23 protein-coding genes are annotated in these 24,545 nt (G+C 37.9%); 21 read left to right on the forward strand and 2 right to left on the reverse strand.

What is annotated here, in order from left to right; translation table 11 throughout:
- From AC4PG0_RS08740 to AC4PG0_RS08840, 21 genes are all read left to right on the forward strand, one after another.
- Window positions 1-1,305 (forward strand): glycoside hydrolase family 125 protein, encoded by a 1,305-nt coding sequence (locus AC4PG0_RS08740; RefSeq protein ID WP_010991765.1) that lies wholly within the window; start codon window positions 1-3, stop codon window positions 1,303-1,305.
- Between the two features lie 59 nt (window positions 1,306-1,364).
- Window positions 1,365-1,976, forward strand: a complete 612-nt coding sequence (locus AC4PG0_RS08745) for a YesL family protein (RefSeq protein ID WP_003763246.1) — start codon at window positions 1,365-1,367, stop codon at window positions 1,974-1,976.
- Window positions 1,977-2,032: 56 nt separating this feature from the next.
- Window positions 2,033-3,772, forward strand: coding sequence for a sensor histidine kinase (locus AC4PG0_RS08750; RefSeq protein WP_492167656.1), 1,740 nt, complete (start codon window positions 2,033-2,035; stop codon window positions 3,770-3,772).
- The gene (locus tag AC4PG0_RS08755) at window positions 3,772-5,256 is read left to right on the forward strand and encodes a response regulator transcription factor (protein WP_492167623.1); all 1,485 of its coding nucleotides are present in this window, start codon (window positions 3,772-3,774) and stop codon (window positions 5,254-5,256) included. Before AC4PG0_RS08750 ends, AC4PG0_RS08755 begins: the two co-directional genes overlap by 1 nt.
- Window positions 5,257-5,368: 112 nt before the next feature.
- Window positions 5,369-6,298 (forward strand): ABC transporter permease, encoded by a 930-nt coding sequence (locus AC4PG0_RS08760; RefSeq protein WP_010991761.1) that lies wholly within the window; start codon window positions 5,369-5,371, stop codon window positions 6,296-6,298.
- Between the two features lie 18 nt (window positions 6,299-6,316).
- A complete protein-coding gene (locus AC4PG0_RS08765; protein WP_492167624.1) occupies window positions 6,317-7,288 on the forward strand; it encodes a carbohydrate ABC transporter permease in 972 nt (323 codons plus the stop codon).
- A gap of 18 nt (window positions 7,289-7,306) precedes the next feature.
- Window positions 7,307-8,764 carry an ABC transporter substrate-binding protein gene (locus AC4PG0_RS08770; protein ID WP_185543450.1) on the forward strand — a complete coding sequence of 486 codons (1,458 nt, stop codon included), beginning with the start codon at window positions 7,307-7,309 and terminating at the stop codon, window positions 8,762-8,764.
- A 186-nt stretch (window positions 8,765-8,950) separates the two neighbouring features.
- Window positions 8,951-10,645, forward strand: a complete 1,695-nt coding sequence (gene alsS, locus AC4PG0_RS08775) for an acetolactate synthase AlsS (RefSeq protein WP_003769540.1) — start codon at window positions 8,951-8,953, stop codon at window positions 10,643-10,645.
- Between the two features lie 114 nt (window positions 10,646-10,759).
- A complete protein-coding gene (locus AC4PG0_RS08780; RefSeq protein WP_492167625.1) occupies window positions 10,760-11,755 on the forward strand; it encodes an aldo/keto reductase in 996 nt (331 codons plus the stop codon).
- A 168-nt stretch (window positions 11,756-11,923) separates the two neighbouring features.
- Entirely contained in the window at window positions 11,924-12,655 is a 732-nt protein-coding gene (locus AC4PG0_RS08785) for a GntR family transcriptional regulator (RefSeq protein ID WP_492167626.1), read from the forward strand.
- 2 nt (window positions 12,656-12,657) lie between these two features.
- Window positions 12,658-13,359: a GntR family transcriptional regulator gene (locus tag AC4PG0_RS08790; protein ID WP_185540747.1), complete on the forward strand. Its 702-nt coding sequence runs from the start codon at window positions 12,658-12,660 to the stop codon at window positions 13,357-13,359.
- 19 nt (window positions 13,360-13,378) lie between these two features.
- The gene (locus AC4PG0_RS08795) at window positions 13,379-13,846 is read left to right on the forward strand and encodes a PTS sugar transporter subunit IIB (protein WP_010991757.1); all 468 of its coding nucleotides are present in this window, start codon (window positions 13,379-13,381) and stop codon (window positions 13,844-13,846) included.
- 22 nt (window positions 13,847-13,868) lie between these two features.
- On the forward strand, window positions 13,869-14,687 hold the full coding sequence (locus tag AC4PG0_RS08800; protein WP_010991756.1) for a PTS mannose/fructose/sorbose/N-acetylgalactosamine transporter subunit IIC: 819 nt from the start codon (window positions 13,869-13,871) through the stop codon (window positions 14,685-14,687).
- On the forward strand, window positions 14,668-15,489 hold the full coding sequence (locus AC4PG0_RS08805; protein ID WP_010991755.1) for a PTS system mannose/fructose/sorbose family transporter subunit IID: 822 nt from the start codon (window positions 14,668-14,670) through the stop codon (window positions 15,487-15,489). Before AC4PG0_RS08800 ends, AC4PG0_RS08805 begins: the two co-directional genes overlap by 20 nt.
- Before the next feature lie 12 nt (window positions 15,490-15,501).
- The gene (locus AC4PG0_RS08810) at window positions 15,502-16,566 is read left to right on the forward strand and encodes an SIS domain-containing protein (RefSeq protein ID WP_112119948.1); all 1,065 of its coding nucleotides are present in this window, start codon (window positions 15,502-15,504) and stop codon (window positions 16,564-16,566) included.
- Window positions 16,567-16,588: 22 nt separating this feature from the next.
- Window positions 16,589-17,584, forward strand: coding sequence for an SIS domain-containing protein (locus tag AC4PG0_RS08815; RefSeq protein ID WP_045552899.1), 996 nt, complete (start codon window positions 16,589-16,591; stop codon window positions 17,582-17,584).
- 16 nt (window positions 17,585-17,600) lie between these two features.
- A complete protein-coding gene (locus AC4PG0_RS08820) occupies window positions 17,601-18,017 on the forward strand; it encodes a PTS sugar transporter subunit IIA (protein WP_003769526.1) in 417 nt (138 codons plus the stop codon).
- A gap of 95 nt (window positions 18,018-18,112) precedes the next feature.
- Complete coding sequence (deoR, locus tag AC4PG0_RS08825) at window positions 18,113-19,060, forward strand: DNA-binding transcriptional repressor DeoR (RefSeq protein ID WP_033532884.1); 948 nt, start codon at window positions 18,113-18,115, stop codon at window positions 19,058-19,060.
- A gap of 62 nt (window positions 19,061-19,122) precedes the next feature.
- Window positions 19,123-19,794, forward strand: a complete 672-nt coding sequence (gene deoC, locus AC4PG0_RS08830; RefSeq protein ID WP_003763218.1) for a deoxyribose-phosphate aldolase — start codon at window positions 19,123-19,125, stop codon at window positions 19,792-19,794.
- A gap of 79 nt (window positions 19,795-19,873) precedes the next feature.
- On the forward strand, window positions 19,874-20,884 hold the full coding sequence (locus tag AC4PG0_RS08835) for a substrate-binding domain-containing protein (RefSeq protein WP_003769520.1): 1,011 nt from the start codon (window positions 19,874-19,876) through the stop codon (window positions 20,882-20,884).
- Window positions 20,885-21,014: 130 nt separating this feature from the next.
- Window positions 21,015-22,316 carry a pyrimidine-nucleoside phosphorylase gene (locus AC4PG0_RS08840; protein ID WP_003769518.1) on the forward strand — a complete coding sequence of 434 codons (1,302 nt, stop codon included), beginning with the start codon at window positions 21,015-21,017 and terminating at the stop codon, window positions 22,314-22,316.
- A 31-nt stretch (window positions 22,317-22,347) separates the two neighbouring features.
- On the opposite strand, the gene budA is transcribed toward AC4PG0_RS08840, so the two are convergent.
- Both budA and ilvA read right to left on the reverse strand, forming a co-directional pair.
- Window positions 22,348-23,067, reverse strand: coding sequence for an acetolactate decarboxylase (gene budA, locus AC4PG0_RS08845; RefSeq protein ID WP_003769517.1), 720 nt, complete (start codon window positions 23,065-23,067; stop codon window positions 22,348-22,350).
- A gap of 191 nt (window positions 23,068-23,258) precedes the next feature.
- Complete coding sequence (ilvA, locus tag AC4PG0_RS08850; protein WP_492167657.1) at window positions 23,259-24,527, reverse strand: threonine ammonia-lyase; 1,269 nt, start codon at window positions 24,525-24,527, stop codon at window positions 23,259-23,261.
- Window positions 24,528-24,545 lie beyond the last annotated feature (18 nt).

Consider the following 24,545-nt stretch of genomic DNA (forward strand, 5'->3'; position numbering starts at 1 on the left):
ATGACAAAGAAAGTACCAACAAGTTTTAACAAATGGATTGATATAGTAAAAACGACTTTTCCAGAAAATGAAAAATTACATCGCATGTTTGAAAAATGTTTTACTAACACCTATACAACTACTTTGCAGGAAACAGAAGAAGGGCTTCCGTTTGTTATTACAGGCGATATTCCAGCCATGTGGTTACGCGATTCAACGAGCCAAATCCGCCCTTATTTAATTGTTGCAGAAGAAGATGAAGAGATGGCGACATTAATTGAAAATCTCGTAAAACTGCAAACAAAATATATTCTTCATGATCCTTATGCGAATGCTTTTAATAAAACTGCGAATGGTGCCGGTTTTCAACAAGATAAAACAGAGATGTCAGACCTTGTTTGGGAGCGTAAATACGAAATTGATTCACTTTGCTACCCAGTCCAGTTAGCTTATCTATTATGGAAAAGTACTAATCACACGGGTCATTTTACCGAGGAATTCAGACAGGCTTTGCACCAGATTATCGACGTATTTAAAACGGAACAAAAGCATACGGAGCAAAGTCCATATCGTTTTGAACGAGAAAATGTGCGTCAATCAGATACTTTAAATAATAATGGCAAAGGAACAGATGTAAGTTATACGGGGATGTCTTGGAGTGGATTTAGACCGAGTGATGATGCGTGTATGTACGGTTATCTTGTGCCAAGTAATATGTTTTTGGTCGTAGTGATGGATTACGCTCAAGAAATAGCGGCACAGTTTTACCCGGACGATAAGGAATTAATCCAAGCTAGTTCGGAGTTAAGAGAAGAAGTCGCAACTGGAATTGAAACATACGCTAAACAAGCGCACCCGTATTACGGCGATGTTTATGCTTATGAAGTTGACGGAACTGGGCGCAAGTTATTTATGGATGATGCAAATGTACCGAGCTTACTCGCTGCGCCGTATCTAGGTTTTTGTGAGAAAAATGATCCAGCATATCAAGCGACTAGAAAACTCATTTTAAGCCGAGAAAATCCTTATTTTGTAGAAGGTAGCGTCCTTACTGGAATCGGTAGCCCTCATACGCCGGATCATTATGTTTGGCCGATTGCGCTCAGTATTGAAGGTTTAACCGCAGAAACAGAAAGCGAGAAACAAGCTATTTTAGAGATGTTAATAGCTGGTGATGGCGGAACGGATTACATGCATGAAGGAGTTAACGCTTCAAACCCAGCTGAATTCACTCGCGACTGGTTTGCTTGGTCGAATGCGATGTTTAGTGAATTTGTCCTAAGTTTATGTGGTGTATACGTAAAGGGAAGTCCATTAAGTAAATAAAAAAGAAAAGTCTGGGCGAAAAACTCAGGCTTTCTCTTACTATCAAAGGAGAAAAAAGAATGAAACTTATTGATAAATTCTCAGTTATTAGTGATTGGATAATACGGCTTGTTTGGACGAATTTAGTATGGCTTTTCCTTGTATTAATAGGCGGGATTGTGCTTGGATTTATGCCAGCGACAGTTGCTCTTTTTACGATTACGAGAAAATGGGCGAGAGGCGATTTAGACACGCCTGTTTGGAAATCAGCTTGGCAAACTTATAAGCAAGTATTTGTTTCTGCTAATTTAGCAGGTGGGATTTTTGCAGCCATTGGGATATTTCTTTATGCTGATTTACGGATTGTTTTTGAACTGATGCAAGGATTTTGGTCGACCATTTTATACTTTTTCTTGATGTTCTTACTTTTTCTCGTTGGTATTGCCTTTTTACAGTATTTTACCGTATTTGTTCACTTCCAAATGAAAAATGTTCGCGCTTATGTTGGGCAAGCATTCTTACTAGCTATTACTAGTTTTAAAAATACCTTTATGATTGTGATTGGCCTTGTTTTTTGTGCTTGGTTAATTTCTAAAATGCCAGCTTTTATTTTGTTTATTTCGGGCGTTTTACCAAGTTATTGGATAATGAAAATCAACTTGCAACGTTTTAAACAGATGGAGCCAAAGTAACCCCTTACATTATTTTTGATAGTATGCAATAATCAGAAAGGAAAAGGGGGCAATGAATTAGAATGACACAAGAATTACCACGTAAGCGCGTTTTTAAAAGGATGTTATTAATTTTTTCTTTAACAAGTCTTTTTACCGTGAGCTTGTTACTTTTTTTCATTTATAAGTACTATACCAACATTCAGCTCGATACAAATCTTCAGCGCGCGGAAACTATCGCTAGCAAGCAGTTGGAAGCTTTAACTGAAAAGCAAAAGGCATTAATTAGTTTAACGCAAGATATTTACCGTAATAGTGATTTGATGCAAGATGTTCAAATCGCGATGACGAACGACTACGGTAGTTACACTGAGCAAAATATCGACAACTATTTTAAAAGTAAAAATTTTTATTCTGTAGATATGCAAACCTATTTACAGTCTTATTTTTCGTATGATGAAGATATTATTGCTTTGCAGCTTATTTCAGATGACGGGAGCTACTCCTATACATTCCCGAGTCGTTACCGTGAATGGAAAGAAACTGTTGATACATATGGTGAAGAAAATATTGCCAGTCAAGCATCGAAACAAGGAAATTTTTATACGATAGAAAATAAAATTGTCGTGAAACAGCCGATTAACGATCCGAGTACATTAAAACAAATGGGCTATCTATTGCTTTATATTGATCCGACCTTTTTAAACAAATGGATTACGAAAGATTATAAAAACTCGATTTTCCAAATAAATAATACAAAAGGGGCCGAGTTATATTCCAATCATCCTGCAAAACAAATAACCCCACCCGAAAAACAAGGTTGGATGAATGTAGATAATAAGAAAATATACTTTCAAAAAACAGAGGATGAAACTACTGGCTTAAAAAATAATACATTTTTATATCGTGTCACGGATGATAGCGCGCCATTAATCGAGTTGACTTTATTTGGGATTGGTTTGTTACTCGTTATTTTTTCTATTAGCGTTAATTTTGTAATAAGCAGGCGCTACTCCAAGCGGATTTTGACAATTATTGGTGGGATGAACCGAGTGGAAAATGGAACGCTTGATGCAAAACTACCTGTCGATAATAACGGGGATGAACTGACGATGATTAGTGAGCGATTTAACCATATGACTGAAAATCTCGACGCTTATGTGAAGAAGGTCTATAGTCTTGAAATGGAAGAACAAAAAGCACGACTCAAAGCGCTTCAAGGGCAAATGCAACCTCATTTTCTTTATAATTCTTTAGAAGCAATTAGAATGAATGCCCGCGTAGAAGGAGCGAAAGAAACAAGTGATATGATTTACCAACTTGCGACGCTGCTACGCTATACTGCTAACCACCGCGAAATCACGACTTTAGGCGAAGAAATCAATTATGTAAAACAATATGTTCGGTTTATGGAAATGCGCCACGAACAGCCGATTAAGTTAGAAATCCATATTGAAAAACGTTTTAATCATACCCATATTCCACGATTTGCCTTGCAGCCGCTCATTGAGAATTTTTTCAAATATGCCTATAAAGAAAACCAACATCCAGTAGTTACAATTACGGTCACGACGGAAAATAACAATTTACAATTTCAAATAAAAGATAATGGCAAAGGAATGGACGAGGAAAAACTAAAAGAAGTGCAAGAAACGATTGAAAGTAAAGCTGAAACAAGCCACATCGGTCTAGCTAATTTAAACAAACGACTGCAACTTTTATATGGTGAAGCATACTCATTAACGATTACAAGTAAGCCAAATGAAGGTACAATCATTCTATTTCAAGTACCTCAAAATACGGGAGGAGAAAAGTGATGCTAAAAATAGTACTAGTAGACGACGAACCCCTTATTCTTAAAGGTTTAGAAAGCATTATTCCAGAGTTTGAGCAAAACATTGAAATTGTCGGGACAGCCAAAAATGGCGCACTAGCCTTAGAGTTATTTGCGAATCAAGAAGTGGATGTCCTTTTAACAGATATAGAAATGCCTGTGATGAATGGTTTAGAATTAATCGATGCATGGAAAAAACGCCAACCGACTACTAAAAGCGTCGTTCTTTCCGGATTTGAAGATTTTCATTATATAAAACGTGGACTTTCAGCGGGAATCGAAAATTATTTATTAAAACCTTTAAACGAACAAGAATTAAAAGAAACATTCGTACAAATAGAGAAAAAACAAGTGACAGATAATGTCGTACCAAGGGAAGAAGCGTACTACATTTTACGGGACAATACGATTTGGCGCTGGCTAAATTTACGAATTAATAAAGAAGAATGGGAAGAGCGACTTGCGTTATACGATATGACTTTAAATCAAAACGAGAGCGCCGTCCTCATCCAGATTCAACCAACTAAAGAAACCGACATGGCTGAATGGAAAAAGCTTTCTGAACACTACCGGCGCACCTATCCATTTATGCTACTTACTCCAGAAAATGAAATCATCATAGGAATAACCGAACAAACCTCTATATCCGAACAAATTTTAGCGATTCATCAAGATATAAAGCAACATATTTCAAACGAATTTTTTTATATCTTTGTTAGCGAAAAAGTACAAGGGGAAATGATGTATCCGCAAGCATTCCGACAACTGACAAGACTACTTCCAGAACGGCTTGTAAAAGAGTCCGGCAGCTTGATTGCCTACCAAAAACGAACGAAACACACTTGGCGACCAAAAAGAAAACAACATCAACTTGCAAAACTACTCGTAATGAATAATGAAAAAGAAATCAAAGCATGGATTAACAACTTTTTTAAAGAATGGAACGATCACAAATTAGAAAGCGATCCGCATCAAATGCTCCATATTTTGAATGAACTGCTCGTGATGATGGCGGAATCAGACCCTAAAGAATTAAGCGAGTCAATGGGACGAATCGCAGAAGAAACAAGTATTGAGGGGCTTGAAGAAGCAACACTCACCTATGCGATTCGTTATTACAATCGTAAAAAACAAACCGATGAATCGAAAAGTCCTATTATCCAAAATGTATTGTCGTATATTACCGAACATTTTTCAGAAGGCATGTCCTTAAAAACGCTTGGCAACGATTTTCACATTAATGCAGTCTATCTTGGGCAACTTTTCCAAAAAGAAATGGGTGAGCATTTTACGGATTATTTAAATCGCTACCGAGTAAACTATGCGAAGGAAGAGTTGCTGCAAACAAAAGATAATTTAACGATTATTGCTGGGAAATCCGGCTATACAGATATGGCCTATTTCTATAGACAGTTTAAAAAACATACTGGCGAAACACCAAATCGTTACCGGAAAATCCATCAATAAAATTATTTCTAATATTTGTCTATAAATCTAAACATCCGCAACTATTTTAACGCCCTTAAAAACGATAAACTAAAGATGTTGAAAGCACTTACAAAAAAGAGGGGTGGATGGATTGAAAAAAGTTTTATCACAAATTCGAGCTAATCGGATTTGGCTATTAATGGTACTTCCGGGCCTTCTATGGTTTCTGGTTTTCTCATACTTACCAATGTTTGGTACAGTTATTGCGTTCAAAGATTACAAGATTGATGGGAAAGGATTTTTATCCAGTATTATGAACAGCGACTGGGTGGGGCTTGAAAATTTTAAATTCCTATTCCAAACAAACGACGCTTTTATTATTACCCGAAACACCGTCCTTTATAATTTAGTATTTATTATCGTTGGGCTGTTTCTTGGCGTGGCACTTGCGATTGTCTTTAACAGCTTACTAAATAAACGAGGAGCAAAAATTTATCAAACAGGAATGCTTTTCCCGCATTTCTTATCATGGGTTGTTGTGAGTTATTTCTTATTTAGCTTTTTAAGTGAAGATAGCGGACTGATGAACAATATTTTACTTGCATTCGGGCAAGATCCTGTTTCATGGTATAACGATCCGAAGTATTGGCCGTTTATTTTAATCATGATGAATGTCTGGAAAGGGCTTGGTTATGGAAGTATTGTCTACCTTGCTGCAATTGCCGGAATTGACCGAACTTACTACGAGGCCGCGATGATTGACGGCGCTGGCAAATGGCAACAAATTAGACATGTAACGATTCCAGCACTAACACCACTGATGGTTATTTTAACGATTTTGAATGTCGGGAAGATTTTTAATTCGGATTTCGGGTTATTTTATCAATTACCTCGAAATTCAGGGCCACTTTATCCGGTGACGGATGTTATTGATACATATGTATACCGAGGCTTAACGTCGCTCGGTGATATGAGTATGAGTGCGGCAGCTGGTTTCTATCAGTCGATTGTCGGCTTTATTCTAGTGTTACTCACTAACTACATCGTGAAAAAAATAAACCCAGAATATGGCTTATTTTAAAAAAGGAGGCGAGTCGCTTTGGCAGAACAGCTTGAAGCAGTGAGTGAAATAGAACAAGTGCGAGGCGAAATGGAAAAACCAGTAAAAAACAAGCCGGCAAAAGATATTATCGGTTTTGGCAAAAAGATGAATGTGGCGATGAATGTTATGCTCGCTTTCTTAGCGCTCATTTGTATTTTTCCATTTTTATATATTATTGTTATTTCTTTTTCGAGTGAAACATCTCTGGCGGCAAATGGCTTTCAACTAATACCGAAAGAGTGGAGCATGGAAGCGTACGAATATTTATGGAAGATGAAAGGTCAGCTTTTACAATCATACGGCATCACGATTGTAGTTACAGTTATAGGTACTGTGTGTAGTGTTGCAATGATTGCTCTTTATTCTTATGCAATATCCAGACCACAATTTAAGTATCGCCGTCAATTTACATTTATTGCCTTCTTCACGATGCTATTTAGTGGCGGGATGGTGCCAGCATATATCGTTATGACACAATTCTTGCACTTACGAAATAGTATTTGGGCAATGATTTTACCACTGGCAATGAATGCTTTTTACATTATGATTATGCGTACATTTTTCTTACGGTCGATTCCGGAACCAATCCTTGAAGCGGCGCGGATTGAGGGCGCAGGGGAACTAAGGATCTTTTTACAAATGGTTGTGCCACTTTCCTTACCAGGACTTGCGACAATCGCGCTTTTCTCTACGCTCGGTTACTGGAATGACTGGTTCCAAGCATCACTTTATATTGATAATCCAAATTTAGTTCCATTACAATCTCTGCTTATGAAAATTGAAAACAATTTAGAATTTATGCGGCAAAACTCAGAAATTGCTTATACTGCCGGCGCATTTAAGTCCATTCCTCAAGACGGGGCAAAAATGGCGATGGTTGTTATTTCAACTTTACCAATCGCGATTACCTATCCGTTTTTCCAAAAATACTTCATTAGTGGACTCACAATTGGCGGCGTAAAAGAATAAAAAGATGGAGGGAATTTAATGAAAAAGAAATGGGGAGTAATCATCGCGTCACTTTGCTTGCTACTAGTTTTAGGTGCGTGCGGAAGCGATGAAAAAGCAGATGCAAATGAGGTTCCGACACTGAAATGGTACATGATTGGGACACCACAAAAAGACACGGAAGAAGTAATGAAAGAAGTAAATAAATATACTGAAGAAAAAATTGGGGTCAAAGTAGAAATGACACAAATTGACTGGGGCGACTACGGCAAACGGATGCAAACAGTTATTAACTCCGGAGAAAACTTTGATATTGCCTATTCAGCAGCAGGAGAATTCGTTTCTTATTCGCAAAAAGGTGCATTCTTGCCACTAAATAAATACCTAGATAAAGAAGGCAAGAAAATGAAAGCTGAATTAAATGAAGTTCTTTGGGAAGGAGCAACGATTGACGGCAATATTTACGGTGTACCTTCCAACAAAGAAGTCGGCGAACAACAAGTCTATGTTTTCAATAAAAATCTAGTAGATAAATATAAAATGGATATATCGAAAGTAAAAAACTTCAGCGATTTAGAACCAATGCTAAAAACAATTAAAGAAAACGAACCTGGCATCACACCAATTGGCGGGAATAAAGACTTTAAGCCAGCATTTTCATATGATTATTTAATCGATAACGCTGTGCCACTTCCATTTGCTGTGAATCAATACGAAGATACTGGTAAAATCGTTAACTTCTATGAACAACCAGATACATTAGAAACCTTAAAATCGCTTCATAGCTTCTACCAAAAAGGTTATGTTACTAAAGATATTGCCACTTCAACTGATCCATGGTCTTACGATAAAGAAAACTGGTTTGTGCGTATTGAGAAATACCAACCATACGCAGAAAACATTTGGGATAAAAATACAGGCGGTAAATATAAAGTAGTCACACAACCAATTGCCGAAACACCAATCATTAAAAATAACTCAGTCACAGGCGCAATTCAAGCTGTATCCGTGACAAGTCAACATCCTGAAGAAGCAGTGAAATTCCTTGATTTACTAAACACAGATGAATATTTACGCAATTTGGTTGATAAAGGAATTGAAGGCACCCATTATAAAGAGTTAGATGATGGCAAAATTCAAGATTTACCAGCACGTGTGGAACGTTATAGCATGCCAACTTATGCACTAGGAAATCACTTTATCCTTAAATTATATGAAGATGAACCAGCCGATAAATGGGATCAATTTAAAACATTTAATAAAAAATCAGTAGCATCACCGGGCTTAGGTTTCTATTTTGACTCATCAAAAGTAAGAACAGAAATCGCTTCAATTACAAATGTTTGTAATGAATTTGCTCCAGCGCTTCTAACCGGAACAGTCGATCCAGTAGAATACACCGAGAAATTCAAAGCTAAATTAAATGATGCAGGTATGAAAAAAGTAATGAAAGAAATGCAAAAACAATACGACGAATACCGCGCCACACAAGAATAAGAAACGGAAAGGACTTAGTTTGACTAAGTTCTTTCTTTTTTTATATAACAGTTTTTATGTAATTATATAACAGTTTTTGAGTCAGTAATCTTGCAATAATTCTTTTGAGTAGTATAATTAGTCTTGTGAATGAGATTTTATTATAATCTGTACTACTTAAATATAAATAATTTATATAACAAAAGGATGATAAAGATGGAAAAGCATGAAAAAGACCAAACAAAAGGTAAATCAGGGGCAGACTTAGTTGTTGATAGTTTAATTAATCAAGGAGTGACGCATGTTTTCGGTATTCCGGGTGCGAAAATTGATAAAGTTTTCGATGTAATGGAAGAGCGCGGGCCAGAATTAATCGTTAGTCGTCATGAGCAAAATGCTGCTTTTATGGCTGCAGCTATCGGTCGTTTAACTGGTAAACCTGGTGTTGTGCTTGTAACTAGTGGACCTGGAGCTTCGAACCTTGCAACAGGACTTGTAACCGCAACAGCAGAAGGGGATCCTGTAGTCGCGATTGCGGGGAACGTAACTAGACAAGATCGTCTAAAAAGAACCCACCAATCGATGGATAACGCTGCACTTTTCCGTCCGATTACAAAATATAGCGAAGAAGTAGTTCACGCTGAAAGTATTCCAGAAGCAATCACTAACGCATTTCGTTCAGCGGCAGAACCGAACCAAGGCGCGGCTTTCGTAAGTTTACCACAAGATATTGTGAACGAACCAAACGTACCTGTAAAAGCAATTCGTCCACTTGCTAAACCAGAAAATGGACCAGCTTCTAAAGAACAAGTCGCTAAATTAGTTGCTCGTTTGAAAAAAGCGAAATTACCAGTATTGTTATTAGGAATGCGTGCCTCAAGCCCAGAAGTAACAGGCGCCATTCGTCGTTTACTGCAAAAAACAAGTATCCCAGTAGTAGAAACTTTCCAAGCGGCAGGAGTAATTTCACGTGATTTAGAAGATAACTTCTTTGGACGTGTCGGTCTCTTCCGCAATCAACCAGGTGATATTTTGCTAAATAAAGCCGATTTAGTTATTACGGTAGGTTATGATCCAATTGAATACGATCCGAAAGCTTGGAATGCATCAGGCGATAGAACGATTGTACATTTAGATGACATCCGTGCTGATATTGACCATTATTACCAACCAGTGACCGAATTAGTCGGAAACATTGCTCTTACATTAGATCGTGTTAATGCGAAATTTAGTGGTTTGGAATTAGCTGATAAAGAACTTGAAACTTTAAAAGAACTTCATGCGCAATTAGAAGAAAGAGATGTACCACCAGAAAGTGATGAAACAAATCGGGTGCATCCGTTATCTGTCATTCAAACGCTTCGTTCGGCGATTGATGATAATGTAACTGTGACAGTCGATGTTGGCTCGCACTACATTTGGATGGCGCGTCACTTCCGTTCTTATGAACCACGCCGTTTATTATTTAGTAATGGTATGCAAACGCTTGGTGTCGCTCTTCCTTGGGGGATTGCAGCTACACTTGTGCATCCAGGCGAAAAAGTCGTATCTATTTCAGGCGATGGTGGCTTCCTATTTTCAGCGATGGAATTAGAAACAGCTGTCCGTTTACGTGCCCCGTTAGTGCATCTTGTGTGGAATGACGGAAGCTATGACATGGTCGCTTTCCAACAAAAAATGAAATATGGCAAAGAAGCAGCTGTTCGTTTTGGCGACGTCGATATTGTTAAATTCGCCGAAAGCTTCGGTGCAAAAGGACTTCGTGTAACTAAACCATCAGAACTTAGCGACGTATTAAAAGAAGCGCTTGAAACAGAAGGTCCAGTCGTTGTAGATATTCCAATTGATTACCGCGACAACATCAAACTTGGTGAAACATTACTACCAGACCAATTTTATTAAAAAGCAAAAAATCTCTCGGACTTTCCGGGAGATTTTTTTAGTTAAAGGTTGACTTGGAGTGAGCTTCAAGGTATATGCTGTAATAGTACTAGAAATTAACTAGGAGGGTTTTCAATGGAATATGTGAAATTTGGCAATACTGGGATGGATGTTTCGAAAATTTGTTTAGGAACAATGGGCTTTGGCGACAAAGATAAATGGATCCACAAATGGGTTTTGGATGAAGCGAATAGCCGTCCAATTATAAAAAAAGCGCTTGATCTGGGCATTAACTTCTTTGATACTGCAAATATTTATTCTTACGGCGAAAGTGAAAAAATTGTTGGCCGAGCACTCAAAGATTATGCTAACCGAGATGATATTGTCTTAGCCACAAAAGTACACCAAACGATGCGCCCTAATCGTCCGAATAGTGGCGGTTTATCTAGAAAAACAATTTTAAGTGAAATTGACCATAGTTTAAAACGCTTAGAAACAGATTATGTTGATTTATATATCATTCACCGCTTTGATGAAAATACCCCAATCGAGGAAACAATGGAAGCTTTACATGATGTCGTTAAGGCGGGTAAAGCGCGCTATATCGGCGCAAGTGCGATGTACGCTTGGCAGTTCCAAAAAGCACAACGCGTCGCAGAAAGAAATGGGTGGACAAAATTCGTTTCCATGCAGAACCATTACAACATGATATACCGAGAAGAAGAACGAGAAATGATTCCATTTTGCCGGGATGAAAAAATCGCGATTACACCTTACAGTCCACTAGCATCAGGTCGGTTAACGCGGGATTTTGCAGAAACAACTAATCGTTCAGAAACAGACCCAATTCAAAAATCTAAATACGACGGCATGATGAATTCGGATAAAGGAATTATTGAACGCGTAGCTGAACTTGCTCTAAAACATGAAGTATCCCGAGATAAAATTGCTTTAGCGTGGTTGTTAAATAAAGATGAAATCACTTCACCAATTATCGGTGCTCAAAAAGAAAGTCATTTGGAAAGCGCAATTGGAGCGCTAGATATTAAATTAACGGAAGCGGAAGTTAATTATTTAGAAGAACTATATATCCCGCATCCAGTCGTTGGCGCCCTCCCTACAAGTAAATAAAAATATGGAGCATGAGTTAGAAAAAACTAACTCGTGCTTTTTTTTATGGAAAAGGCTATTGACAAATAATTTGCAACCGTTTACAATGAAGTGGTATTAAAAATAGTTAAAGCTGTATCTTTTATAAACTTAAATGTTATAGACGATTTTAAAATAAGAGGTGGAGACATGGAGTATAAGGACTTATCGCCAGCTGTGCAAAGTGAAGAACAATTAAGACAGCTTATTCAAGAAAAAGTAGCAGTAGGAGAAACAAGCTTCCCATCAGAACGAGCCCTTGAGAATGAACTAGGTGTCAGCCGAACCACACTTAGAAGATCACTCGATACGCTCGAAAAAGAAGCAGTAATCCAAAAAAGAAACCGTAAAGGCATCGAAATTAACCAAAAGCAAACAATCAACATTTTGAAAATGAATTCCATGAGTAGTCAACTCCCTGGCGAGCAAAGAGTCGAGGTATTATCCCAAGAAATAGTTGAAGGGGTAGATAAAGTAAATCGCTTTTTGACACTTGATGAAGATAAGCCTGTATTTAAACTAGTTCGGCGAAGAATCGTTGCAGAAAAGCCGTTTTCTTATGAGATTTCATTTGTAGACAGCGCTAGATTTTCTGGAATTGAGAAAATTGATTTAAATAATTCCTCACTCTACAGCATTTTAGAAGAAAAATTTGGTATCAAACCAGCTTATGGGCGCGAAGAATTACGTTTTGTATCCGCGAACGAAAAACTGGCAGAAGCTTTGAAGGTACCCCTAAACACCCCGCTTTTTGAAGTTGTGAGTAAAGCATTTGACCAAAATGATGAACCGTTTGAGTACAGCAAACAATATCTAATCGGTAATCAAATCAAATACAAAATTAATGCGAAAAATATATTTGATTACTTGGAGGACGAGTGAACATGGCAGCTAAAAAACCATTATTTGAAGTAATTGCTTCGAAAATAAAAGATAGTATTAATCGTGATGAATATAAAACGGGAATGCTTATGCCAAACGAAACTGCGCTGCAAGAAATTTATTCCAGTAGCCGAACCACAATCCGTCGCGCGGTAGATTTATTAGTGGAGGAAGGTCTCGTCGTGCGTAAAAATGGAGTAGGACTTTACGTGCAACCAAAATTAACCGCACAAAATATTTTAGAAATGACAGGTGTTATGAAAAATGATACCAATGAAAATTTAAAGAAAGACATTAAAGATTTTTACATTCGTAAAGCTGGGAAATTTTACGCAGAAATATTCGGAATGAAAGAAAATGAGCTAGTTTACTCCATTAAGTTTGTACAAAAAAGCGAGCACGGTGTCACACTAGATCGCTTAATTTTACCACTAAGTTTATACCCTGATTTACAAGCGAAGGATTTTCAAATTATTAATATTATAGAGCTTGTTAATTCAGGTAAATATAAATTATTTGAGCTTGAGCAGGAACTTCAACTTATTTTAGCTGGGAATGAGCAAATCAAAAATATGCATTTAAATGAAAATGATCCTGTTTTTAAATTAAGCAGCGTTTTTTATGCGGAAAATGACATGCCAATTGCCATCCAATATCATTATGAAGATGCTGAGTCAACCAAATATGTAGTTGATTTTAACTAACAATAAGGAGGAAGAAAAAATGATTCAATTTCTAAGAGTAGACCATCGTTTACTACATGGGCAAGTTGCGGTATCTTGGTTCAATGCTTTAGATGTAAATACAATTTTAGTAGCAAATGATGGGGTAGCAGCGGACGATTTTCGCAAGTCGGCAATCCGTTTAGCTAAACCCGAGGCCGCAAAACTAGTAATGAAAAGTATCGCTGAAAGTATTGACTCAATTAATTCAGGAGTGACTGATAAGTATAATTTACTTATTGTCGTGGAGTCTGTTGAAGACGCTTACAAACTAATTCGCGGTACAAACGGAAAAATCCCAATGCTAAATCTCGGCGGAACTAAACAACGAGAAGGGACATCTAATTATTCGAAAGCAGTCAATTTAACCCCTGAAGAAGTAGAAAAACTAACAGAGCTTCAAAAAGAAAAAATTGATGTGTTTATGCAACAAGTGCCAAATGAGAAAAAAGTAACCTTTGAAGCATAAAAGACGAAAGAAGGGATAAATTATGGAACAGTTTGGAACAGCGATTTTGCTTGCACTTGCAGCAATGCTTGCAAATGGAGAATATTTATTTGGTTCATCGATGCTATCAAGACCACTTGTAACTTGTACGCTCGCCGGCCTCATCATGGGCGATGTACAAATGGGAATTATTATGGGGGCAACTTTGGAATTAGCTTTTGTAGGATCGTTTTCTATCGGTGCATCCATTCCACCAGAAATTATTTCAGGAAGTATTTTAGGAACTGCCTTTGCAATTGCAACTGGTGAAAGTACAGCCGTAGCATTAGCACTTGGTATTCCAATCGCCTCTTTAGTACTTGTCGTAAAAAATCTATGCTTTATTTTCGTACTACCATACTTTGTTCATAAAGCAGATAAATACGCACTCGAGGGAAATTCAAGAGGGATTAGCCGAATGCAATTACTAGGTGGGTTTTTATCAATTAACTTACCAATCGGTATCATTGTTGCAACGTCCTATTTAGTTGGAAGTCCAGTGATTCAAAACGTACTTGATGCCATTCCAGCCTTTGTTATAGCCGGTCTAGGTATCGCAACAGGTTTACTACCAGCATACGGTTTTGCTTTGCTACTAAAATTAATGGTCAACAAGAAGAATGCAGTATTTTTCGTATTTGGCTTTGCTTTAGCCGTTTACTTGAAAGTACCTGTAACTGGAGTAGCGATTTTCGGAGCTTGTTTAGCACTAATTTTAACAGGTTATGCAACTCTAAAAAATGACAATGGACCAACGAACAATAATACAGAGCCAGCACTTGCGAATGATGGAGGTATTAACTATGAAGATGAAGAATTCTGATGTATTAACAAAAAAAGACTTAATGAAAGTTTTCTGGCGTTCGTTCACAATGGAATGGTCATGGAACTATGAACGGCAATCCAACTTAGGTTACGGCTTTTCCATGTTACCAGCTTTAAATAAAATTTTTAAAAATGATAAAGACAAACGAATTTCTTCTTATCAAAGACATTTAGAATTTTATAATGTAACACCTTGGCTTTCCACTTTTCCACTCGGGATTTCGATTGCGATGGAAGAACAATCAGCGAAAGATAATGATTTTGACACTGATTCTATCAATAATATAAAAGTAGCTTTAATGGGACCGTTAAGCGGAATTGGTGATTCGTTCTTTTGGGGCACTTTACGCGTAATTGCAACAGGTATTGGGACCTCACTTGCGCTTCAAGGTAATATTCTAGGACCAATTTTGTTCCTTCTTATTTTCAATATTCCAGCTATTCTGACACGTTATTATGGATTATTCATCGGTTATAACATTGGAGCTAATTTTATTGAAAAAATTCAAAAGACTGGTTTGATGGATAAACTGTCATACGGCGCTTCTATTATAGGTCTTGGTGTAGTGGGAGCTATGGTCGCCACGATGGTAACAATTAATATGCCAATGAAATTTGGTTCTGGCGACGAGGCTGTTACAATCCAAAGCGTTTTTGATGGTATTGTTCCTGGCATACTCGCACTCGGCTTCACTTTCTTTATCTTTTGGTTAGATAAAAAAGGTCTAAAAGCGCATTGGATTCTGCTTTTAATTGCTGGTATTGGTATTTTAGGAGCATTTACAGGTTTATTAAAATAAGTAGGTGAAAAAATGAAAAATATGGATTACTATATCCGGTCAGAACAAGATGTTTATGAAAATATTATCCAAAATCGGAAGGAACTTTTACAAAACATCATTCAAATGAAGCATGCGGACTATGAAGCTATCGTAATTTTTGCAACAGGCTCAAGTTCTAATGCAGCATTTGCGGCACAGTTATATATGTCGGCGAAACTAGCTATACCGGTTTATGTAGAAGAACCGTCTACAGCAGCTAACTACATGCTTCATTTAAACAAAAACACATTATATATCGCCATATCACAAGGTGGACATAGTTATTCTACCATCCATCTTGTAGAAGAAATCGAGCGTCAGGGTGGCAATGTTTTTACATTAACGAGTGATTTGACAAGCCCAATTGCAAAAGCAGGAACGCATACGATTGACCTTGGAATGGGCATAGAAGAGATGCCTTATGTCACCCTTGGATACAGCGCCACGATCTTAATGCTAAATTTAATCGCACTCGAAATGGCCTTATTGCAAACAAAAATTACTGAAACAACTTATCAATCGGAAATAGCGGAATTACAAAAAATCACCGCTCATTTACCAAAAGCTATCGCACAATCAGAAAAATGGATTGAAGCCCATTTTAATGAATTAATGGAAGCGGAACGAATCTTTTTCATTGGATATGGTGCTACTTATGGCGTGGCGCGTGAGGGAGAAACAAAAGTAACGGAAACCATCCGAATTACCTCTTTTGGAAAAGAATTAGAGGAATACATGCATGGCCCTTACATTGGATTATCCGACCGTGACTATATCATTTTCATTGAGCCACATGGTTTGTTAGAAAATCGTGCGGACAAACTTAAACAATTTTTAAAAGGACATGTTGGGAAAATCCGAACAATTTATGCGAACACTGGCGGTGAAAGTACGGATGATTTATTACTCGGCTTAAATACAGCTGAACTGTTAACACCGCTATTTATGACAATCCCAGTTCACTTATTATCTTTTAAAATTTCTAAGGAAAAAGGCATTAATTTAGAAGTATCAGCTTTCCCGGAATTTGACCAAATAACTAAATCTAAAATTTAATCAAAGAAAGTAGGAATGAGCAGTGCTAAAATTTGATGAACAAAAAGTAAGAGAAAATATGGAAGGGGCGTTAAAATTACGCCCGCAAATTAATGAAGTAGTTGACCAAATTCATAACCGAGGATTTAGCAATATTTGCTGGCTTGGCATTGGGGGAACCTACGCATCTGCAATGCAAGCTGTTGTGCATATGAAAGAAAAAACAGCATTAGAAACGTTTTATGAGAATGCTGCTGTATTTTTAACAACTGGCAATAAACGCGTTACGAAAGATACACTTGTTGTCATTTCGTCAGTAACAGGAAGTACGCAAGAAGTAGTTGATGCAGTGAAAAAATGTAATGAAATTGGCGCGACTGTTTTTGGATTTATTGATAAAGCAGAAGCAGAACTAGCTACTTTAGTGGACCACCTAATTTCATATCCGTTAAACGAGCAATTGAAATTCTTCATGGTAGCAGATCGTTTTATGTACTTAGCAGGTGAATTTGATGATTACGATGCGTTTTATCAAGAAATGGACCAACATTTTGCTAAAGGCATTGTCGAAGTAGAAAAAGCTGCTGATAAATTTGGACAAGAATTTGCTCTTAAACACCACGAAGATGACATTCATTATTTTGTTGGCGCGGGGAACCAGTGGGGCGCAACTTATTCTTACGCAATGTGCTACTGGGAAGAACAACACTGGATTAAAACGAAATCGATTGAATCGCATGAGTTTTTCCACGGGATGTTTGAAATTGTAGAACGCGATACACCAGTTACTATTTATGTGACGGAAGATAGCCAGCGTTCTTTAAGTGAGCGAGTGGTTGATTTTATTCCACAAATTTGCGCTAATTATACAGTTATTGATGCAAAAGATTACGATATGCCAGGCATTTCCGCTAAATTCAGAGGAGCTTTATCGCCATTTATTATCCACGCAGTTAATAACCGAATCGATGTGCACGTGGAAAAAATTAACTGCCACCCAATGGAAATCAGAAGATATTATCGTCAGTTAGACTATTAAAAAGGCGGTTTAGAAAATGAAAGCAATTTTTGTTTGTACCCATGGAAACGCCGCAAAAGAACTCATTCAATCTGCTGAGATGATTTGCGGTAAACAAGAAAATACAAGTTTTGTTCCTTTTGAAGTAAATGAATCTGCGGAAAATTTGCAGATGAAAATAGTTAATGAGGTAGCTAAACTTGATGTATCAGAAGGGCTTTTATTTCTAACTGATTTAAAAGGCGGAACCCCGTTTAATGTCCTCGTTCGATTACTTGAAAACTTTAATGAAGTGGAACTAGTTGCAGGTGTGAATATACCTCTTTTATTAGAAGCATTCCTAAGCCGGGAAATGCTACCTTTAAAAGAACTAGCGAATCAAGTCGCCGAAACTGGCCGACTAGGAATTTATGAATATGCCGCGCCGCTTGAAGAAATAGAAGAAGACTTTTAAGAAAAAAAGACAGCCGCGGCTGTCTTTTTTTATCTTCCCTCTCGAACTATCCTCCTTCATACGTTATACTAAAAAGAAAAAGATGGAGGGATGAAATGGATAAACAAAAAGAACAACTGAGTATTGAGGTTGCGAGACTTTATTATCAATCCGATCTCGGTCAACAAGAAATTGCCACACGTCTAGGTGTTTCTAGACCAACTGTTTCCAGGTTACTCCAAAACGCGAAACTAAAAGGATACGTCAAAATCGAAGTCCAAGATCCATTTTCTAACCTTACAGAACTGGCCGTGGCTTTAAAGGAAAAATACCAACTTAAAAATGTAACCGTCGCTTTCAGTCAAACCAATGACTATAGCGAAATCTCTAAACAAATTAGCCAAAGTGCAGCAGAATATTTAGAAGAAATTATCCATGATGACGATATTCTTGGTGTGAGCTGGGGAACAACCATGTATAAGATTGCCCAAAAACTTTCACCACAGAAAGCTGAAATCAAAGTCGTCCAGCTAAAAGGCGGCGTGAGTCATTCAGATGTCAATACCTATGCGGCCGAAACGCTTGCTCTTTTCGGTGCAGCCTATGATACAGCACCAGTATCGCTCCCGCTCCCCGTCGTCCTAGATAATCCACTTGCGAAACAAATGGTGGAAGCTGACCGTCATATAAAAAATATCATCGAACTCGGCAAAAAAGCTAATATCGCCATTTTCACAGTAGGGACAGTACGCGAAGAGGCACTACTTTTCCGATTAGGATACTTTTCAGACGAAGAGAAAATCCGCTTAAAAGAAAAAGCTGTTGGCGATATTTGTTCTCGATTTTTCACTATCAACGGCGAAATTGCTGACGAAAAAATGAATGAACGGACTATCGGCATTGACTTACAAGATTTAAAACAAAAAGAAACAGCTATTCTTGTCGCAGGTGGAGAACGGAAAATAAAAGCAATTCATGGCGCGCTCCGTGGCGGTTATGCCAACCATTTTATTACCGACCAATATACAGCAAAACAACTACTTGAACAAAATTTCAGCAATTAGTTTACAAATGTTCTGTAGTGCGATATGATAAAGTCAAATCCAATTTTAAAGGAGTTTTTATAATGACAATTGCCAAAATGATCGATCACACTGCTTTAAAACCAGACACAACGAAAGAACAAATTTTAACATTAACAAAAGAAGCAAGAGAATATGGTTTTGCTTCCGTATGCGTGAATCCAACTTGGGTGAAATTATCCGCTGAACAGCTTTCAGGAGCAGAATCCGTTGTATGTACAGTTATCGGTTTCCCGCTTGGAGCAAATACACCAGAAGTAAAAGCTTTTGAAGTGAAAAATGCCATCGAAAACGGCGCTAAAGAAGTGGATATGGTTATTAATATCGGCGCATTAAAAGACAAAGACGATGAATTAGTAGAACGTGATATTCGCGCTGTAGTTGATGCTGCCAAAGGGAAAGCATTAGTAAAAGTAATTATTGAAACTTGCCTATTAACAGATGAAGAAAAAGTTCGCGCATGTGAAATCGCTGTAAAAGCGGGAACAGACTTCGTTAAAACATCCACTGGATTCTCCACAGGTGGCGCAACTGCCGAAGATATTGCTTTAATGCGTAAAACTGTAGGACCGAACATCGGCGTAAAAGCATCTGGCGGAGTTCGTACAAAAGAAGACGTGGAAAAAATGATTGAAGCAGGCGCAACTCGTATCGGCGCAAGTGCAGGTGTCGCAATTGTTTCCGGCGAAAAACCAGCTAAACCAGATAATTACTAATTTTGGATGAAACCCCTTTATTATTATTCTTAAATGTGGCAAAATAAGGAGAATAGATAATCTGACTGGGGGAGTTTAAATGGCTGCAACCATCCGCGAAATAGCAGAAAAGACAGGCGTTTCAATTACGACGATTTCTCAAATTTTGAATGGTAAAGGGGAACGATTTAGCGATTTAACCCGTGAAAAAGTCCTGAAAACAGCAAAAGAGATGTCTTACAAACCAAACTTTTTCGCAAAAAACATGATTGTTAGTCACACGAACACAATTGGAATGATTGTCCCAGAAGTAACCGATCCATTTTTTTCCCAAATGGTCAAAGGGGCAGAAGATTACTTAAATAAAGAAGGTTATATGATTATGCTCTGTAACTCTTCTAATGATAAAGAACGAGAAGATTTATACGTAGAAGAATTATTACACCGGGCTGTCGATGGCTTAATTATCGCCAGCCCTAATATTCTGCTCTCAGGTGTTATTAAACGCATGGAAGAGAAGCGGTCGCCGTATATTTTACTCGACCGGCAGCGCAATCCTAGACAAGAAGGCAATATCGCAATTGATGATTTCAAAGGCGGCTATATGGCAACCGAACATTTAATTGAACTGGGCCATACGAATATCGGAATCATCATTTCTGATACATCTTTTTATAACGTACATGAACGCTATGAAGGTTATTTGGCTTGTATGAAAGATTATAAACTTACTGTAGAAGATGGCTGGATTGTGAGCGGAGACCAAACGATGCACGGTGGCTATATCGCCTCGCAAAAATTACTGCAAGAAAATATTAGCGCCATTTTTGCTACCAATGATCTAATGGCAATGGGGACTTACCGCGCAGCATTAGAAAACAATATTCACATCCCTAAAGAACTAAGCGTTATCGGGTTTGATGATATAGAACTTTCCGAATACATGACCCCGCCACTTACAACCATTCGCCAACCAGTCTATGGTATTGGCGAAATTGCCGCAGAACTTTTACTAAAAAATCTCCAAAATCCAACCGAGAAATTAGAGAACCGCTTACTTGATATTTCTCTAATCGAACGCAGTAGTACAAAAAGTATTGACAAGAAGTGAGCGAGTACGATATAGTGAGCATGTTAAGCACATGTTCTTGTTTAGTAAAACGGTTTACTTAAAAAGTGTAACCGTTCTCAATAAAGGTACATAAAATGCTAAAGTGGACAAAAAGAAAGGGTGAAGAGAAATGAGAATGGTGGATATTATTTCCAAGAAGAGGGACGGCAAAGCTTTATCAACAGAAGAAATTCAGTTTTTCATTGATGGCTATACAAATGGGGAAATTCCAGATTATCAAGCAAGTGCTCTAGCCATGGCAATCTTTTTCCAAGATATGAACGATCAAGAACGCGCAGATTTAACAATGGCAATGGTAGGCTCTGGCGACACGATTGACCTATCTGCAATCGAGGGCATAAAAGTCGACAAACATAGTACTGGTGGCGTTGGTGATACAACAACACTTGTCCTTGCTCCACTTGTAGCAGCAGTAGGTGTTCCAGTTGCCAAAATGTCTGGACGCGGCCTAGGTCACACTGGAGGCACTATTGATAAATTAGAATCCATCGAAGGTTTCCATATTGAACTAGATAAAAAAGATTTCATTAACTTAGTAAACCGCGACAAAGTAGCTGTTATCGGACAATCAGGTAACCTTACTCCAGCTGATAAAAAAATGTATGCGCTTCGTGATGTAACAGGAACCGTGAACTCTATTCCACTCATTGCAAGTTCCATTATGAGTAAAAAAATTGCAGCCGGCGCAGATGCAATCGTACTTGACGTAAAAACAGGTGCTGGTGCGTTTATGAAAACCGATGAAGATGCAGAAAACCTAGCGCATGCAATGGTTCGCATCGGTAATAACGTTGGTAGAAATACAATGGCAGTTATTTCTGATATGTCTCAACCACTTGGTGAAGCAATCGGAAACGCTTTAGAAGTAAAAGAAGCTATTGATACATTAAAAGGTCAAGGTCCAGAAGACTTAACTGAATTAGTCCTCGTACTCGGAAGTCAAATGGTCGTACTTGCTAAACAAGCTGAAACCTTAGATGAAGCTCGCGCTAAACTAATCGAAGTAATCGAAAACGGAGCAGCACTAGAGAAATTCAAAACCTTCCTTTCTAATCAAGGCGGCGATGCAAGTATTGTTGACCACCCAGAAAAACTCCCACAAGCAAAATACCAAATCGAAGTACCCGCTAAAACATCCGGTTTCGTAAGTCAAATCGTTGCTGATGAAATTGGAATCGCAGCAATGATTCTAGGCGCCGGTCGTGCAACAAAAGAAGACGAAATTAACCTAGCAGTAGGTTTAATGCTTCGCAAAAAAGTAGGCGATCAAGTCAAAGAAGGCGATTCACTCGTAACGATTTTTGCCGACCAAGAAGACGTAGAAAATGTAAAAGCAAAAATCTACGAAAACATCAAAATCGCTGACCAAGCAACAGCACCAACGCTTATTCATAAAATTATTACAGAATAAAAAAACGCCCATTAATTTGGGCGTTTTTTTATTAATTTTCCGCTGCTTCAATCTGTTCTAACATATCCGGTGTGCTTAAATCGCTTCTAAGAAATTCTGTTGTTTGTGGTAACTGAAGTTCGAATTCAGTTTGTTGTGCGACTTCAACAGTACCTTCAAGCATTTCGTAATCAAATACGTGACCACCGATTTTGCGCATATCATCAATAAAATGTACGTGATAGCCGGAAACCCCAATACCACTAATATAAGCAGGTGTCCAAAAACCAACAATTGTACCAGTAATATACTCAAAGTGATACGTTGGCTGTTCCTTCACCGCTTCAATAAGTGGCGGATATGGTCTTTGTTGTTTTGGAACAACACGAGTGTCCACATAACGGAAATTCCCAGTCATTTTCACCGCGTAAAAAACGTTCGGTCCTTGCACTAATTCGGCGATTTTTTCTTCCACAGTTTGTTTAGAAGTAGGTTCTGAAACAGTAAAAGACGTATCTGCTTCAAAAAAAGTAGTGCTCGCATAAGGTGTTGTGTCTTCCGGTTTTACTTTATAAGCTTGACCGTCCGAGCGTATTTGAAAAGCTTCCCCATCCAAAATAATCAGTTCGCCATCAAATTGATCAAGCGTTCCTATGCCGAGGTCACCGTGTTGTAGTAATTCTTTAAAACTTGTCGTTCCGCTAAAAAGACCACCAACAAGTGCTGCCATTGTAGAATGCTGAAATAATCGATTTTTTCTTACTGTGTCCATCATTGCCACTCCTTGAATTGTTATATATAAAAAGTTGCTTTTAAATAATACAGTTTAATTTCTATATGTTCATTATACTACTTTATATCCTTAAACAAAAGATTTTAAACCGGTTTTCAAAATAAACTGTTACTATAACAGACAGATAAACTGTAATATAAATAGGCTCCCGCTTTATGCGAGAACCCATTTTAAACAAGTAATGTGTAAAGTGTTTGGTTATCATTAATCGGTATATAACTCGGATCAAAAGCAGCAACCCGCTCAAGCAAACCTTCATAATCATTCTTATCTTGTAAAAGTACACCGATGATAACAGGTCCATTGCCTCGATTTACTTTTTTCGTATATTCGAATTTAGTAATATCATCATGCGGTCCAAGAACATCATTTACAAACTCTTTTAGAGCACCAGGGCGTTGAGAGAAGTTGACGATGAAATAATGTTTTAATCCTTCATGAAGTAGGGAACGTTCTTCAATTTCTTGCATTCGATTAATATCGTTATTTCCGCCACTAACGATACAGACTACTGTTTTATCTTTGATTTCCTCACGATAAGTTTCGAGAGCAGCAACGGAAAGAGCACCAGCTGGTTCGGCGACAATCGCTTGCTTCGTATACATATCTAAAATCGTTGAACAAACTGCTCCTTCAGAAACGGTTGTCACTTCATCAACTAAGACTTTTGCATGCTGAAATGTTAAACTTCCAACTTCTTTCACTGCAGCCCCGTCAACAAATTTATCGATTTTATCTAGAGTCACAACTTGATTTTGTTTTAATGCTTCTGTCATCGAAGGCGCGCCAGCTGGTTCTACACCGATAATTTTTGTGATTGGACTTTTCGCTTTTAGATAAGATGCCACACCGCTAATTAAGCCGCCGCCACCAATACCTGCAAAAACATAATCCGCTTGCTCATGTGCTTTATTTAAATCTTTTACCATTTCAACCGCGAGCGATCCTTGGCCTGCGATAATATCTGGATCATCAAACGGCGGGATAAATGTCTGGCCATGTTCTGCTGCGAATTCTTTTGCGGCAGTAGCAGATGCATCAAACGTGTCACCAACTAAAACAACCTCCACATTACTCCCACCGAAAAATTTCACTTGCGATACTTTTTGTTGTGGGGTAGTAGTTGGCATGAAAATCGTTGCCGGAACCGTCATACGTTTACAAGTATAGGCGACTCCTTGAGCATGATTTCCAGCGCTTGCACAGGTGACTCCTTTTTCTAACTGTTCTGCTGACAGTCGAGAAATGGCATAAAAAGCACCACGTAATTTAAAAGAACGCACCCGTTGTAAATCTTCACGTTTCAAATATACATTGCAATGATATTTTTCTGACAGGTAAAAATCGTATTCAAGCGGGGTATGCTTGACAACTGGTTTTAATACATCATAGGCTTTTTCGACATCTTCTTCTGTCACTAATAAATCAACTAACTCCATCATCCTCACTACCTTTTC

Source organism: Listeria sp. MAN/IMW/UF464 (assembly GCF_058683955.1).

Excerpts from the sequence above, each read along its gene's own strand:
- AC4PG0_RS08740 (WP_010991765.1), top strand. The coding sequence starts at position 1 with ATGACAAAGAAAGTACCAACAAGTTTTAACAAATGGATTGATATAGTA.
- AC4PG0_RS08745 (WP_003763246.1), top strand. The coding sequence starts at position 1,365 with ATGAAACTTATTGATAAATTCTCAGTTATTAGTGATTGGATAATACGG.
- AC4PG0_RS08755 (WP_492167623.1), top strand. The coding sequence starts at position 3,772 with ATGCTAAAAATAGTACTAGTAGACGACGAACCCCTTATTCTTAAAGGT.
- AC4PG0_RS08770 (WP_185543450.1), top strand. The coding sequence starts at position 7,307 with ATGAAAAAGAAATGGGGAGTAATCATCGCGTCACTTTGCTTGCTACTA.
- alsS (WP_003769540.1), top strand. The coding sequence starts at position 8,951 with ATGATAAAGATGGAAAAGCATGAAAAAGACCAAACAAAAGGTAAATCA.
- AC4PG0_RS08780 (WP_492167625.1), top strand. The coding sequence starts at position 10,760 with ATGGAATATGTGAAATTTGGCAATACTGGGATGGATGTTTCGAAAATT.
- AC4PG0_RS08785 (WP_492167626.1), top strand. The coding sequence starts at position 11,924 with ATGGAGTATAAGGACTTATCGCCAGCTGTGCAAAGTGAAGAACAATTA.
- AC4PG0_RS08790 (WP_185540747.1), top strand. The coding sequence starts at position 12,658 with ATGGCAGCTAAAAAACCATTATTTGAAGTAATTGCTTCGAAAATAAAA.
- AC4PG0_RS08795 (WP_010991757.1), top strand. The coding sequence starts at position 13,379 with ATGATTCAATTTCTAAGAGTAGACCATCGTTTACTACATGGGCAAGTT.
- AC4PG0_RS08800 (WP_010991756.1), top strand. The coding sequence starts at position 13,869 with ATGGAACAGTTTGGAACAGCGATTTTGCTTGCACTTGCAGCAATGCTT.
- AC4PG0_RS08805 (WP_010991755.1), top strand. The coding sequence starts at position 14,668 with ATGAAGATGAAGAATTCTGATGTATTAACAAAAAAAGACTTAATGAAA.
- AC4PG0_RS08810 (WP_112119948.1), top strand. The coding sequence starts at position 15,502 with ATGAAAAATATGGATTACTATATCCGGTCAGAACAAGATGTTTATGAA.
- AC4PG0_RS08820 (WP_003769526.1), top strand. The coding sequence starts at position 17,601 with ATGAAAGCAATTTTTGTTTGTACCCATGGAAACGCCGCAAAAGAACTC.
- deoR (WP_033532884.1), top strand. The coding sequence starts at position 18,113 with ATGGATAAACAAAAAGAACAACTGAGTATTGAGGTTGCGAGACTTTAT.
- deoC (WP_003763218.1), top strand. The coding sequence starts at position 19,123 with ATGACAATTGCCAAAATGATCGATCACACTGCTTTAAAACCAGACACA.
- AC4PG0_RS08835 (WP_003769520.1), top strand. The coding sequence starts at position 19,874 with ATGGCTGCAACCATCCGCGAAATAGCAGAAAAGACAGGCGTTTCAATT.
- AC4PG0_RS08840 (WP_003769518.1), top strand. The coding sequence starts at position 21,015 with ATGAGAATGGTGGATATTATTTCCAAGAAGAGGGACGGCAAAGCTTTA.
- budA (WP_003769517.1), bottom strand. The coding sequence starts at position 23,067 with ATGGACACAGTAAGAAAAAATCGATTATTTCAGCATTCTACAATGGCA.
- ilvA (WP_492167657.1), bottom strand. The coding sequence starts at position 24,527 with ATGGAGTTAGTTGATTTATTAGTGACAGAAGAAGATGTCGAAAAAGCC.